Source organism: Flavobacteriales bacterium (assembly GCA_026129465.1).
Taxonomy (GTDB): domain Bacteria; phylum Bacteroidota; class Bacteroidia; order Flavobacteriales_F; family PHOS-HE28; genus PHOS-HE28.
On the sequence record JAHCIA010000001.1, the window covers coordinates 1,274,430 to 1,288,901 of the forward strand.

The 14,472-nt window shown below is 64.0% G+C and carries 11 protein-coding genes; 6 read left to right on the plus strand and 5 right to left on the minus strand.

Annotated elements, in window-relative coordinates:
* Positions 1–5 precede the first annotated feature (5 nt).
* The 3 genes from KIT10_05480 to KIT10_05490 all read right to left on the minus strand — a co-directional run bounded on the left by KIT10_05480 (position 6) and on the right by KIT10_05490 (position 4,247).
* Positions 6–347: a hypothetical protein gene (locus KIT10_05480; GenBank protein ID MCW5898703.1), complete on the minus strand. Its 342-nt coding sequence runs from the start codon at positions 345–347 to the stop codon at positions 6–8.
* Positions 344–2,749, minus strand: coding sequence for a penicillin acylase family protein (locus tag KIT10_05485; protein MCW5898704.1), 2,406 nt, complete (start codon positions 2,747–2,749; stop codon positions 344–346). Before KIT10_05485 ends, KIT10_05480 begins: the two co-directional genes overlap by 4 nt.
* A 64-nt stretch (positions 2,750–2,813) precedes the next feature.
* Positions 2,814–4,247, minus strand: coding sequence for an MBL fold metallo-hydrolase (locus KIT10_05490; GenBank protein MCW5898705.1), 1,434 nt, complete (start codon positions 4,245–4,247; stop codon positions 2,814–2,816).
* A 212-nt stretch (positions 4,248–4,459) separates the two neighbouring features.
* Here KIT10_05490 and KIT10_05495 point away from each other — a divergent pair, with 212 nt between their 5' ends.
* The 6 genes from KIT10_05495 (at position 4,460) to KIT10_05520 (ending at position 13,313) form a co-directional block, all read left to right on the plus strand.
* Positions 4,460–5,407, plus strand: a complete 948-nt coding sequence (locus tag KIT10_05495) for a hypothetical protein (GenBank protein ID MCW5898706.1) — start codon at positions 4,460–4,462, stop codon at positions 5,405–5,407.
* A gap of 126 nt (positions 5,408–5,533) precedes the next feature.
* The gene (locus tag KIT10_05500) at positions 5,534–8,407 is read left to right on the plus strand and encodes a TonB-dependent receptor (GenBank protein ID MCW5898707.1); all 2,874 of its coding nucleotides are present in this window, start codon (positions 5,534–5,536) and stop codon (positions 8,405–8,407) included.
* A 31-nt stretch (positions 8,408–8,438) separates the two neighbouring features.
* The gene (locus KIT10_05505) at positions 8,439–10,112 is read left to right on the plus strand and encodes a T9SS type A sorting domain-containing protein (protein MCW5898708.1); all 1,674 of its coding nucleotides are present in this window, start codon (positions 8,439–8,441) and stop codon (positions 10,110–10,112) included.
* A 95-nt stretch (positions 10,113–10,207) separates the two neighbouring features.
* Complete coding sequence (locus KIT10_05510) at positions 10,208–11,860, plus strand: hypothetical protein (protein MCW5898709.1); 1,653 nt, start codon at positions 10,208–10,210, stop codon at positions 11,858–11,860.
* A 27-nt stretch (positions 11,861–11,887) separates the two neighbouring features.
* Complete coding sequence (gene murQ / locus KIT10_05515; protein MCW5898710.1) at positions 11,888–12,697, plus strand: N-acetylmuramic acid 6-phosphate etherase; 810 nt, start codon at positions 11,888–11,890, stop codon at positions 12,695–12,697.
* A 40-nt stretch (positions 12,698–12,737) separates the two neighbouring features.
* Entirely contained in the window at positions 12,738–13,313 is a 576-nt protein-coding gene (locus KIT10_05520; GenBank protein MCW5898711.1) for a hypothetical protein, read from the plus strand.
* Here the strand turns inward: KIT10_05520 and KIT10_05525 are convergent, their stop codons facing one another.
* Positions 13,314–13,748 (minus strand): NUDIX domain-containing protein, encoded by a 435-nt coding sequence (locus KIT10_05525; protein ID MCW5898712.1) that lies wholly within the window; start codon positions 13,746–13,748, stop codon positions 13,314–13,316.
* Between the two features lie 41 nt (positions 13,749–13,789).
* Complete coding sequence (mnmD, locus tag KIT10_05530; GenBank protein MCW5898713.1) at positions 13,790–14,467, minus strand: tRNA (5-methylaminomethyl-2-thiouridine)(34)-methyltransferase MnmD; 678 nt, start codon at positions 14,465–14,467, stop codon at positions 13,790–13,792.
* Positions 14,468–14,472: the final 5 nt, after the last annotated feature.

The window sequence follows — 14,472 nt, forward strand, 5'->3', positions numbered from 1 at the left end:
TCAGCTCAGCTGAACGCGTTGCGCACGCGATCGCCCAGCAGTGCGCCCAGGCCGGCGAGCAGCGCTCCCAGTGCGGCGGTGATCAACACCATGCCGGTTGCACCGGTGCCGAAGAACTGACCGATGCGTGTGGCCAGAATCGAAGCGTTGGCACTGTCGATATGCCAAGCCAGACCACCCCAGAGCAGCGCACCTGCCAGAAGGCCCGCCAACAGTGAACGCCAGCCGCCGGGATGGACGAGGAAACCAACGGCCGCAGCGGCGATGGACAGGCTCCAGAACGGCAGGAACAGGCCCAGCAGCCAGGCCAGGGTGATGATGGCCACGAAGGTGAGCGGCGTTCTCATGGTTGGAAGGTGGTGGTCGGCATGCCCTGTTTCGAACCCTCCTCGGCACTGGAAAGGAACCGCACCTGGCGGTATACGCCTTCATGCCATTCCCCCAACAGATCGTCGTAGCGCGGGCTGCCCGGGTTGCCGCTGACACCACCGGGCAATTGGAACCATGCCTTCGGTGGCGACGAAAGTTCCACCACGAAGCGCTGCGAGGGGCCATGGCCGCCACGCTGCGCGTTGATGGCCGTACCGCTGCCGTTCACGGGGATCAATTCCCTGCTGAACGGCGCGATCATGGCCAGGTGCGTGACGCGGGCATTGTTGTGGTCGCGCCAGAGCAAGGGTCCTTCCGCCACGCGTTTTTCAAGCATGCGGATGAAAGCCATGAAGACCACCTCGCGCGCATCCACGCCCAAGGCCTTCTCCACGCGATCGAGGAGTGTGCTGTCCGCCAGGATGCGGATGGTGTTGTAGGCCGTGGGCAGACCGATAGGATGAACGGACAGATGGGCAAGTGGCGCCCACAAGCTGTCGCGCACACCATCGAACCACAGGTTGAAAAGCGTCGGCTCCTCACGGTCGTGCCGGCTGTCGCAGTCCCACTCGCGGAGCATGTGCAGCGTGGCCATGGCCATGCTGTCCATCGGCAGAGTGTCCAGCAAAGGCACCAGGGCTTGCAGGGCTTCAGCGGCTTTGAGGTCGAAGGCGCTCTGCTGCAGGTCCATCATGTCCTGCACATTGAACTGGCGAAGACTGTTCAGCGCAGCGTTGATGCTGCGGTTGCGGTAGTACTCCAGATGGTCGTTGTGGAACCAGTAGGGATAGGCCTCGTCCACGCTGTGCTGGTTGGCACTGCTGACGAATCCGCGCGCGGGGTCCACCTGGACTGCGGTGTGTTCAAAGGGGATCCAACCCTGCCAGCGATGCGCGATATCGGCCCCATCGAGAATGAAGCGGCCCTGCTCCTTCCACTTGTTGGGGAAACGCCCCTGCACACGCATGCTGATGGTCCCGTCCACCGTGGCGAAGGCCCAGTTCTGCGCCGGGGCGTGGAACCAGCGCATCGCTTCCACGTGGTCCGCGTGGCCGCGGACCCTGTTGTTCAGATAGAGCGCCCGTTGCGTCAGGTTCGCTTCATGCCCGGTCCAACGCAAGGCCAGCGCATGCCCCGAAGCCGGGTCGCCGCCGCCGGCTTCATGCACCACCGGGCCGTGCAGGGTGAGACGTACCGTATCGATGACGTCCGCTTCACCGCGCACCTTGATCGTTTCCACGCAGTGGTCCACCGGCAGCCATTCCCCGCCATGCAGATATTTCGATCGCTTCCCATCCTGCCAGGTGATGCGGTACCAGTCCCTGGTGTCGCGCGGCGCGTTGGTCACGCCCCAGGCCGCATGCTCGTTGTGGCCGATGATGACCCCGCAGGCCCCCGGTATGGTGAAGCCGAAGACCTTGTGCTCCGGCGTCGAAAGTTGGATCGGCATCCAGATGGGCGGAAAATTCAAGCCCAGATGTGTGTCGTTCGCCAGCAGCGGATGTCCGTTGACGCTGCGGCTCCCATGAACCGCCCAGTTGTTGCTGCCATTGGCCGGATCGCTGCGGTGCGCATCGGTGGCGTAGCCGTAGAGTGGATCGTAGTCCGGCGGCGGGGCCATGGTTTCCGGGATGAAGGGCCACACGGAGTCCGTGGGCACCGTGGGCACCACCCCCGGCGGGCGTGATGGGAACAGCAACTCGAAGAGGTCCCTGCCGAGGGCGGCGAGTGCGTGGGTGTTCTCCGCGTCGCGGTCCCAGCCGCTGAGGTTGTCGATCATGTATTGCTGCACCAGCGCCGAACGCAGCGGGGACCAGGGCTCAGGCCGGTAGGACAGCAACTTGTACTCCACCGGCAGATCCCGGTAGCGCAGGGTGGCCAGATACTGGTTGTATCCATCGGCATAGGCGCGCAGCAAGGGTTCCATGCCCCCTTCGTCCAACAAGGGGTCGATGCTGGCCTGGGCGCCTGTGAGCATGCCTTTGCGTCGCTTGTCGCGATCGAACTCCAAGGCCCGCGCACCCACGATATCGCTGATGCGCCCAGCCGCGGCACGTGCCACGAAATCGAGCTGCCACAGCCGCAGCATGGCCATCACATGGCCCTGTGCGCGGTAGAGGTCCGTGTCGTTGGCGGCGAAGAGATGTGGCACGCCACTCTCGTCCCACGCCACTTCCACCGGCGCGGAAAGGCCCTGGAGTCCTATCGTCCGCGGGGGCCTCGCGTCCAAGGGATCCGCATTGCGCCAGAAACCTTCCTGCGGGGAAAGGAAGCGGCCCAGCGGCGGCAGCGGGTTCTCGCCCACCACCAAACGCACGTTCAGCAGGCAGTTGAGGCTTACCAGGACAAGCAGCAGGAAGGCCGTCAGAAGTTGTCGCATGGGGTCCGGTCGTCCAGCCGCAGGGATCGGTGCGCCGCCAATATCGGCATCGGGCGCGTTCCTTTCAAAGGAAGAAGCGTTGGGCCCGGCGCGGCACCACCGTGTCCGTGAAGCCCGCCCGCACCACTTGTTCCTGGAAGGCGCCCAGGGCCTTCTGGTGTCCGTGGACCAGGAAGAACTTCCGCACTTCTGCGGCGTTCTGGCAGGCGAGATAGCGCAGCAATTCGCCACGGTCGGCGTGGGCACTGTAAAAGTCCATGCGCAGCACCTCGGCGCGCACAGGCACCTCCTCGCCGAAGATGCGCACTGTGCGCGCACCGGCCAGCAATTCATGGCCCAGCGTACCGGGCGCGCAAAAACCAACGGCGAGCAAGGCATTGGCGGGATCGGGCAGGGCGTGCAGCAGGTGGTGGCGCACCCGGCCGGCCTCCATCATGCCACTGGCGCTGACGACGATGCAGGGTTCACGCAGCGTATTGAGTCGCTTGCTGCCTTCGGCATCGCGTACGAAGGTGACCCCGGGGAAGGAGAAGAGGTCGGGGTCGTGATGCAACTCCTCGCGCACCTCATTGCGGAAGAGTTTCTCATATCGGCGCACGATCTCCGTGGCGCCAATGGCCAGGGGGCTGTCCACGTAGACCGGGATCCTGGGCAACCGGCCGGCGTTGCTCAACGCGTTCAGGGTGTAGAGGATCTCCTGGGTCTTGCCGATGCTGAACGCCGGGATGATGAGGCGCGCACTGCGCTCTACACAGACCTCCCGCACATGGCGCAGCAGTTCCTCCTCCGCCTCGGCGATGGGCGCATGGTCGCGGTCGCCGTAGGTGCCTTCACAGATGATCGCATCGGCTTGCGGGAAGGGCACCGGTGGTGGCAGCAGTCTGTCCACATAGCGGCCCACGTCGCCGGTGAAGGCGAGCCGCACCATGCGGTCACCATCATCGAGGTGGAGATGCACGGCCGCACTGCCGAGGATGTGGCCCGTATCGGTGAAGGTGAGCGCTACGCCCGGGAGGATGTCGAGCCGCTCACCGTATTCCATGGTCTGGAAACGCGCCATGGCGGGGGGCACATCGTCCACGGTGTAGAGCGGCTCACCGCCCTCCACGCTGCGGCCCTGGCGATGCGCGCGCTTGCGCTCATAACCGGCATCATACTCCTGTATCCGGGCGCTGTCCTCCAGCATGATGGCGCAGAGGTCGCGCGTGGCGGGGGTGCTCCAGATGCTTCCGCGAAAACCCTCCTTCACCAGGCGGGGCACCAGACCACTGTGGTCGATGTGCGCATGGCTGAGGACGAGCGCATCGATCGATTCGGGGTCGAAGCCGAACCGGCGGTTGCGGTCCTTGCCGCTGCCATCGGCCAACGCTTCGCCTTGGAACATGCCACAATCCAACAACAGCCGTGCGATGCTGCCATCCTTTCGCTCGATCTCCAACAAGTGCTTGCTGCCTGTGACCGTGCCGGCCGCGCCGTGGAAGGTGATGGAGATGGGCATGGCCGGGATGGATCGGACAGGATGCGTTGAACGATGGCAAAGTTGCAACAGCAACTCCGAGGTCGATGCGACAAAGGCCCGGAAGCCCCAAGCTGGGTGCGGAACCAATTCGGCGCCTTCCCGTTCAAAGCCGCGCCATGACAGGAACCTGGAAGACTTGCGGGGCTCGGGGGTTGTTCCATTCCATTACCCGGACCATCGCTGCCCTGGCGATGACGCTCGCCTATATCGATGCCTCCGCCGTGACCTGCACCACCATCAGCAACGGAGCTTGGAACCAAGCTGCCAGATGGAGTTGTGGACGTGCCCCGGTGGCCGGCGACACCCTGATCATACAGGCCGGACACATCATCACCGTCACCGGCAACCATGTGTACAACGGCGCGCCCATCTTCCTCATCATCCATGGCACGCTCCAATTCAGCGGCACGGGTTCCAAACTCACCTTTTCCTGTGGCTCCTTCGTGCTGGTGCAGGCCGGTGGTGCCGTGCTGCCCGATCCCAACGCATCGGGCAACAGTGAGACCATCAGGATCTGCAACACCACGTACTGGAGCACCAACAATGGTGCAACGTATGGACCGGTGGCCTGGCCTTATGATGTGCTGCCCGTGGAACTGATCGCCTTTACCGGATCATCCAGCGGTGACGGGGTGGACCTGCACTGGTCCACCGCCTCGGAGAGCGGGTCGCAACGCTTCCTGGTGCAGCGCAGCACGGACCTGCTGGACCGCACAACGGTGTCGGCACAAGCGGCCATGGGCCACAGCATGACCGTGACGCACTACCAGGCGACCGACCGGCCCGCGCACGGTGGAGTTCTCTATTACCACCTGGTGGAAGAGGACGAGGACGGCACCCCGCACGATCTGCGTGTGGTGGCCGTGGACCATACATCGGATCCGACCATGCGCTGTTGGCCCAACCCCATCGCCCGGGGCCAGGAACTGACGATCCAGCATGCCGCGGTGAAAGGAGCCGCACAACTCGAATGGTGGTCCGACGAAGGCAGGATGCGCCCCTTGGACATCACGCCCGGGCCAGGCTACTCCCAGCTGGCGCCTTCACAAATGCCGATCGTGCCGGGTATCCAATGGATCGTGCTGCGGCACGGCGGCAAGCCCATCGGGCAATGCCGCCTGGTGGTCGAGGACCGCTGAGCCGGTCCCTGCGCATGATCCGAATGGCCCGCTATCTTGGCGGCCATCCAACCATTTACCCGGCCGCATCCCATGTCGCGTTGCGCTTTCCCACCACGGCTGTCGGCCTTGGTCGTGGCGGTCCTGCTGTTGAACCTGCACCTCGCGGCCCAGCAATACATGCTGCGCGGCACGGTGGTGGACGGCATCACCGGCGAGACGCTCATCGGCGCGGCCGTGGTGCTGAAGGGAACGACCACCGGCGGGGTCACCGATGTCAACGGGCGTTTCGAGATCGGGGTGAATGAACTGCCCCCGTACACCCTGGAGGTGAGCTACCTGGGCTACCTCACGCAGACCATCGAGGTGAAGAGCCTGGACCAGAACCTGCGCTTCAAGCTGAGCACCGACCAGGTGTTGCTGAAGGAGGCCGAGGTGATCGGCAGCCGCATCAGCGAGAAGCAGAAACAGGCCCCACTGACCGTGGAGAGCATGGATGTGATCGCCATCCGCGAAGCGGCCAGCGGCGATTTCTACGAAAGCCTGGGCACGCTGAAGGGCGTGGACATGGTGGCGGCCAGCTTCGGCTTCAAGGTGATCAACACGCGCGGTTTCAACAGCACCAGCCCCGTGCGCAGCCTGCAACTGATCGATGGTGTGGACAACCAGAGCCCCGGCCTGAACTTCTCGCTGGGCAATTTCCTGGGCGCCTCCGACCTGGACGTGATGAAGGTGGACGTGATCGCCGGGGCCAGCACCGCCTACTTCGGACCGGGCGCCTTCAATGGCGTGGTGAACATGACCACCAAGAGCCCCTGGGCCTTCCCCGGCCTTTCAGTCAGCGCCAAAGGCGGCCAGCGCGACATGCTGGAGGGGGCTGTGCGCTGGGCGCAGGTGCTCAAAGGCAAGGATGGCCAGGAGCGCTTCGCCTACAAACTGAACCTCTTCGCCCTGCGCGCCGAGGACTGGTACGCCGAGAACTATGACCCCACGAGCAACTCCCCCACCGGACGCCTCAACCCCGGGCGTTTCGATGCGGTGAACATCTACGGCGACGAACTGACCGAGGTGAACAGTGACTTCACGCGCAACTTCTTCGACCGCCGCAGCTATCCCGGTCTGGGTCTCTTCGTGCGACCCGGTTACCGGGAGACCGACCTGGTGGACTATGGCACCGACAATCTGAAGGCGGGCGCATCGCTGCACTACAAGCTGACCGACAGTGTGGAGGTGATCGCCGCGAGCAACTACAGCCGGGGCAGCACGGTATATCAGGGCGAGAACCGATACCGCCTGAAGGACATCCAATTCTGGCAACAGCGGCTGGAGATCCGCCGCGAGGGCAGGTGGTTCCTGCGCGGCTACCTCACCGGCGAGGACGCGGGCCGCACGTACGACATCTTCACCACCGGCGTGCGCATGCAGGAGGCCGCCGGGCCCACGCGTGAATGGAACATCCGCTACTTCACCCTGTGGGACTTCTGGGTGCGCCCCACCCTGCTGCCCCAGATCCCCGGGTGGCTAACCACCAGCCAGGCCGGGGCACAAGGGATCAACTCGGAGGAACTCTATGACGCATGGCTCACCAACTTCATCAACAACAACCAGGAGACCTTCGCGAACATCCACCAGATGGTGGCCGACTCGGTGAACAGCGTTGACAACCTGCAGCTGGACCCGGCCTACGTGGTGGGCACCCAGCGCTTCGACGACAAGCTGGAGGAGATCACCAGCAAGCGCTTCACCGAGGGCGGCTCACTCTTCTTCGACCGGTCGCAGCTGGCGCATGCCATGGGCGAATACCGTTTCAAGCCCGGCGGTGAGCAGGACACCGTGGCCCGCATGGAGGTGGCGGTGGGCGGCAACTTCCGGCAATACATGCCCAACAGCGCGGGTACCATCTTCCGCGACACCGGCGACGTGCGCATCCGCAACAGCGAGTTCGGCATCTACACCGGCGTGGAGCGCAGCTTCATGGAGAACAAGCTGCGCGGCACCGTGACGATGCGCATGGACAAGAACCAGAATTTCAAGGCACTGTTCAGCCCCGCGGCAACGCTGGTGTATGTGCCCAACGCCGATCGCACTTTCCGCGTGAGCTTCAGCAGCGCCGTGCGCAACCCCACCCTGGCGGACCAATACCTCTATTACAATGTGGGCCGCGCCATCCTGCTGGGGAACGTGGATGGCCAGTTCGAGGAGGGGCGTGACAGCCTGATCACCATCGCCAGCTTCAACGCCTACCGATCGGCCACCAACCTGGTCACCGGCAGGTCCCTGCTGGAATACTTCAACGTGGACCGCCTGCGGCCCGAGCAGGTGAAGACCATCGAGGCAGGCTACCGGGGCACGCACTTCGAGAAATTCTACGTGGACCTGGGCGCCTACAGCAGCTGGTACACCGACTTCATCGGCTACCTGATCGGCATCAGCGCCAACATCGACCCCATCACGGGATTCCCTGTGGGCGGTCTCCAGGCCTACCGCCTGGCCGCGAACGCCACGGACATGGTGCGGACCCAGGGCGCCAATGCGGGGGTGAACTACTACCGCCAGCGGATGACCTACGCGGTGAACTACAGCTACAACCAGCTGGTGAGCGGTGAGGACGACCCGATCATCCCCGCCTTCAACACCCCCCGGAACAAGTTCAATGTGAGCATCGTCGGACACGATATGAAGGTGCCCTTCAGCGGCAAGCCCAACCTGGGCTGGGGCGTGACGCACCGCTACATCGAGGGTTTCGTCTTCGAGGGCTCGCCACAGTTCACCGGGCGCATTCCCAGCTACGACATGGTGGACGCGCAGGTGAACGTGAAGTTCCCCGAGCGGCACCTGATGGTGAAGGTGGGCTGCAGCAACCTCTTCGGCCTGGTGCCCTTGTTCGACCGCCGTGTGCCGGATGGTGAGCGCTTGGAACGGGCCTGGAACAACAACGTGTTGATGGTCTATGGCGGACCCTACATCGGCCGCCTGGGTTACGTCCAGGTCATCTACGAATTAGACAAGCGAGCACGCTGATTACCTTTATCGGCACAAACCCATTTCGATCATGAAACGAACCCTACGCGCCCTTCTGGGTATCGCCCTTGTGGCCGTGGCGGCCAACGCCCCCGCCCAGCGATACCTCACCGAGGTGTTCACCAATGCCCAGATCACGGTGACACCGGACATCCCCTATGGGGTGAACATCGATTTCCTCACTTCCACGCTGACCGATCAGCAGCAGGTGCTGGCCAACGCCATTGAACTGCAGGGCCTGGTGACCCAGGGCCAGCCCATACCCCCGGCCTACTTCGACCCCACCAACCCCAGTACGGCCCTGAAGGTGACCACGGTCCGCTTCGACCTCTACCAGCCGGACCAGAGCATCGACACCGAAACGAAACGCCCATTGGTGGTCTACCTGCACACGGGCAACGCGCTGCCGCCGCCCTTCAACGGCAGCCCCAATGGCCGCCGTACGGACAGCACCGCCGTGGAGGTCTGCAAGCGCATGGCCCGCCGCGGCTACGTGGCCGCCAGCGTGAGCTACCGCCTGGGCTGGAACCCGCTGGCCCCCACCGAGGAGGAGCGCCGCGCGCAATTGCTGAACGCCATCTACCGTGCGCTGCATGACACGCGCCACTTCATCCGCACCATGAAGGAGAGCGCCGAGGCTGGTGGCGAGAACCAATACAACATCTGCGGAGACCGGATCATCGTGCTCGGGGAAGGTACCGGCGGCTATATCGCTTTGGCCCATGCCACGCTGGACAAGCCCGCCGAACTGTTCATTGAAAAGTTCCGCCCCAATCCTTTCGATCCCACGGTGAGCTATGTGGATACGAACCTCGTGGGCAACCTGTCCGGATTCGGCGGCCTGCTCAACCTGTACCGGCCCAACGGCTACGACCACAAGTCGCATTTCACCGCCAACATGGGCGGGGCACTGGCCGACACCAGCTGGCTGGAACCAGGTGACGGTCCCATGGTATGCTTCCACACCGTGTTCGATCCCTTCGCGCCATTTACTGAAGGCATCGTGATCGTGCCCACCACCGGTGGCCCCGTGGTGGATGTGCAGGGTCCGAACCTGTTCCTGCAACTGGCGAACCAGTACAACAGCAACATGAGCTTCTCGGAGTTCCCCAGCGCCGACCCATACACGATCGCGGCCCGCAGCCGCTATGGCAACACCTACGACGGCGTGACGGTGAACACCGGTGTGGAGGGACTCAACGCGTTCCTGCGACCGCGCTGGCCCGCACCTGCCGGCGATGAGGCCAGCCCCTGGCAATTCTGGGACCCCAACCATCCGCTGGCGCTCGCCGAAGTTGCGCCCGGGATCACCGCCCACATGGCCTCGATGGCGAGCAACCCGGACATGAGCCCACAGAAGGCCCGCGCCTACATCGACACCGTCATGGGCTACCTGAATCCGCGCATCTATGCCGCCCTGAGTTTCGACGCGCCCTGCCTGTGGGTGGGCCAGGAGGAGGAGACCGCGCAGGCCCATGAGGTGAGCGTGTTCCCGAACCCGGCCAATGACCGCGTGTTCATGGTAAGCAAGCATGCCGGCATCCGCGCCTATGAGGTGTTCGATGTGAACGGCCGCCTGCAGCGCACCGCCACTGTGAACAGCGACCGCGTGGTGATGGAGCGCCAGGGCTTGCAGCCCGGCGTGTACATCATCAAGCTGCATTTCGCTGATGGTGAACTCGTGCGCCGGGTGGTGCTCGAGTGACCCACGACCGTCCTGACCTTCTCGAAAGGGCCGCCGCTTGGCGGCCCTTTCCTTGTTACATCCGGTCAGGTACGGCCCTATCTTCGATGGACCACATGCGGCGCCTGGTCCTCTTCTCCGCCAACCTCTGCATGGCGATGACCGCCACGGGTCAACGCTATCTCCAGGAGGTCTTCACCGATGCGCAGATCGGCATCACCACGGATCTCGTCTTCGGGATCAATACGAACTGGCTGAACTCCCCCTGGACCTGCCCGGGCTTCGCCACCGAAATGGCCTTGTTGCAGCAGCTCACGGATGAGGCCGTGGCCTATCCGGAAGCCTGGTTCGACGAGGCCGATCCCAGCACCTGCGTCAAACTGTCGGCCTTGCACATGGACGTTTATGCCCCGCTGCCCGCGGATGACCCCTGCACGGACCGGCCTGTGGTGCTGGTGCTGCACGATGGATCCTGGCTGCCCGTGCCCAATACCTGGCAGCCTTATGGCATGCGTACGGACAGCAGCGTGGTGGAATGGTGCCGCCGGCTGGCCAGGCGCGGCTATGTGGCGGCTGCTATCGACACGCGACCGGGCTGGAACCCGCTCGCCTGGACCCTGGACGATCTCCGCTGGTCGTACTACAACGCGCTGTACCGCACCATGCAGGATACCAGGCAGGCCATGCGTTGGCTCACCAACAGCGCCGGTGAGGACGACCCGCACGGTATCGACCCCGACCGCATGGCCGTGATGGGCGTAGGCTTCGGTGGGCGCACCGCGATCGCGACCGGCTATTGGGACCGCACGGAGGAATTGCACAGCGGACAGTTGCTCATGGACCCGAATGATGCCAACAGCAGTTACATCGACACCTTGCTCGCCGGCGGACCGCAAGGCGAGGGAGGCCTCCTCAACCTCTACCGGCCGACTGGCCAGACGACCTCGGTGCGCGTGGTGGTGGGTCTTGGCGCCAACCTGCCCGACACCTTGTGGATCGAACCTGGCGATGCTCCATTGGTGGCCTTCCATGGCGTCGCGGACCCCTTCGTTCCCTTCGACCATGCCCCCATCATCGCGCCTGGCCTGGCCGCCTACATGATGCACTCCCATGGTTCCGAAGCGTTGGTGAGGCGCAGCAACGCCGTGGGCAACAACGCGGCTTTCCCAAGTATGCCCGGCGACCCCTTCACCGACCGCGCACGAGCCCTGTATAGCACCACCGTATGGGATGAGGTGATCTCTCCACCCGAGCAGGCGGAAGGTCTATTCCCCGTGGTGCGTCCTCTTGTCCCCGGCTTCAACCACGAAGCACATCCCTGGCATTGGTGGGACCCTCAGCATCCCAACGCGCAGGTGGAGATCGTACCGGGCGTGACGACCCATGACGCGGCGCTTCTGTACAACCCCGACATGGGTCCTGCCAAAGGCAGGCATTACGCCGACACCATCTTCGGCTACCTCACGCCCCGGCTTTTCCTGGCCATGGACCTTGGGGAAGCATGTGGCTTCGTGGGTGTGGACGAACCGACCGATGTGGACCTGCTGCGTGTTTTCCCCATTCCCGCCAGCGATGCCTGGCACATCGATGCGAAGGACCATCGCATCCTGCGTGTGGAGTTGCTGGACGCCACAGGCCGCATGCTGCGCGACATCAGCATCAACGCAGGCCGGGCCACCTTCCAACGTGGCACACTACCGGCCGGCACCTGCCTGTTGCGCGTGCATCTCGCGGATGCCGTGGTGGTTTGCAAATTGGTGCTCGAATAGGGGGGCGTGCCCGCTTCCTTTGTGGCCATGGAGCGCATCACCGAGCAAACCTCGCGGCACGACGATCTGGAGCGCATGTCCACCGGCGACCTGCTGCGCGCCATCAACAGCGAGGACCGCACCGTGGCCGATGCCGTGGCGCAGGCCATCCCAGCGATCGAGGCTTTCGTGGACGCCCTGCACGAGCGTATGGCGCGTGGCGGCAGGTTGTTCTACCTCGGCGCGGGCACCAGCGGCCGCCTCGGCATCGTGGACGCCAGCGAATGCCCGCCCACCTTCGGCGTGCCGCATGGCCTGGTCATCGGTCTGATCGCCGGTGGTGATGGTGCCATCCGCCGTGCGGTGGAATTCGCCGAGGACGACCCGCAACAGGGCTGGAAGGACCTGCAGGAACACCACATCGGTGGGGACGACACCGTGGTGGGCATCGCCGCCAGCGGTACCACGCCCTATGTGATCGGCGCGCTGGAGTCCAGCAGCGACAAAGGCATCCTCACCGGCGGCATCACCTGCAACCCCGGCAGCCCGGTGGCCGTCATCGCGAAGCATCCCATGGTCGTGGCCGTGGGTCCGGAGTTCGTGACCGGCAGCACACGCATGAAGAGCGGCACCGCGCAGAAACTCGTGCTGAACATGATCAGCACCAGCGTGATGATCAAACTCGGGCGTGTGAAGGGCAACCGCATGGTGGACATGCAACTGAGCAACAACAAGCTCATTGACCGCGGAACCCGGATGGTGATGGAGGGGCTTGGCGTGACCTATGAGGTGGCCAACGAACTGCTGCGCCACTACGGCAGCGTGCGCCGGGCTATCGAGGCCGGGCATCGGCTCTGATGGTGGCCTCACGCGCGATCTTCGCATCGGCACAACGGTCATGCACGACATCGAGCCCTTCTGGAACTGGCGGCACCGCTACATGGCCGAGGAGGATGAGCGCTCGCCCTTCTTCGGTCGGGAGCACAGCGAGTTGTTCTACACCCACGCGGTGTACGACCACGCCATCCACCCGCAGTGGGATGAGATCGGGAGCGAAACGCTGTACGTGAAACTGCTCTTCGCCGACTACGACGAGGGCTATGCCATCCTGGAATTCATCGGTGAATGGAACGACCTGCTGGGCAACGACATCATGTTCCTGAAACGCGACCACATCGAACCGATGATGGCGGAGGGGATCGGCAAATTCATCCTCATCGGCGAGAACGTGCTGAACTTCCACAGCAGTGACGAGGAGTACTACAGCGAGTGGTTCGACGAGGCCTCCGACCGCGACGGCTGGATCGCCCTGCTGAACTTCCGGCCACACGTGCTTGCCGATCTGCAGCAGGCCAACATCGACCAGTACTTCCTGCTGGGCGGTCAGTTGAACGCGCTTCGGTGGCGTACGCAGGAGCCGGAGGATCTCTACCGGCGTGTGGAAAGCCTCGTGGTACGCAGACTCGGCGCGTGATCAACGCCCCCGCAACATCGCCCACACCAGGCGATCGATCGGCAGGGTGACGGCTTCCTCCGCCGGGGTGCCGACGGCCATCCAGCGGAACACTTCCCGATCGCCCGGTCCGGTGATGCCGGAGAACGGCTCGGCCACCACGGCGATGGACCTGGGATCCTCCACACGGAAAGTGAAGTACACGCTCACCACCTGCATGGGCGTGCTGTGGAAGGCGCTTTGCTGGAAGAAGTCGGTGGTGTAGAAATGCAGCACCTCCAATGCCTCGACACCGATCTCTTCGCGGATCTCCCGTATCACACAATCCCTCAATCCCTCCCCATGCTCCAACCCGCCACCGGGGAATTTCGTGATGCGACGGCCCTTGATCAGTTCATCGGCGACCAGCACCTTCCCTTCATGGATCAACAGGCCGTATGCGCGGAGTGTCAGCAAAGGTGGAGGGTTGGGAAGTCGAGGTGTTGGATGCTGGCGCTCTAAGGAAAGGGTTTCGTGGCGCGGAGCATCTCGCGTTTCCCCGGCGGGCCGGGCAGCCTTTCCACGGCGAAACCCGCCGCCTGCATCGTGCGGCGCACTTCACCCTTGGCGCAATAGGTCACCAGGACGCCGGACGGGCGAAGACAGGCCCACATCCGCCGGAAGACATCGAGGGTCCACATGTGCGGCGCGCTGTTCGGCGCGAAGGCATCGAAGTAGACCACATCGAAAGCTTCCCGCGCTTCGAGATCCTGCACAGCCGTGGACGATCGTGTGAACTCCAGACCTCCTTCCGCTTCTTGTCCCACGCCCAGCGGTCCGGTCATCATGCGGATGAGATCATCGTGCAGGCCAGGCCAACCAAGGTCCTGCGCATGGGCGAGCCGGTGCAGGACGGCCTCCTCCAAAGGGTATGGCTCCAGCGCGGTGTAACGAACCACGCATTTGCCTTCCAAGCAGCGGATCCAGGTGAGCAGCAGGTTCAATCCCGTTCCCAAGCCCACTTCCAGCACGTCCACCCGGTGTTCGCCCGCGTGCTCCAGACCCGCCCGGATGAAGACGTGCGTGCTTTCCGTGACGGCCCCATGCAGGCTGTGGTAGTGTTCACCCACCTGCGCGTGGCGCAGCGTGAAGGACCCATCGGCGGTGCGGTGCGGAAGAAGATGGTCGGACGGCATGCGCT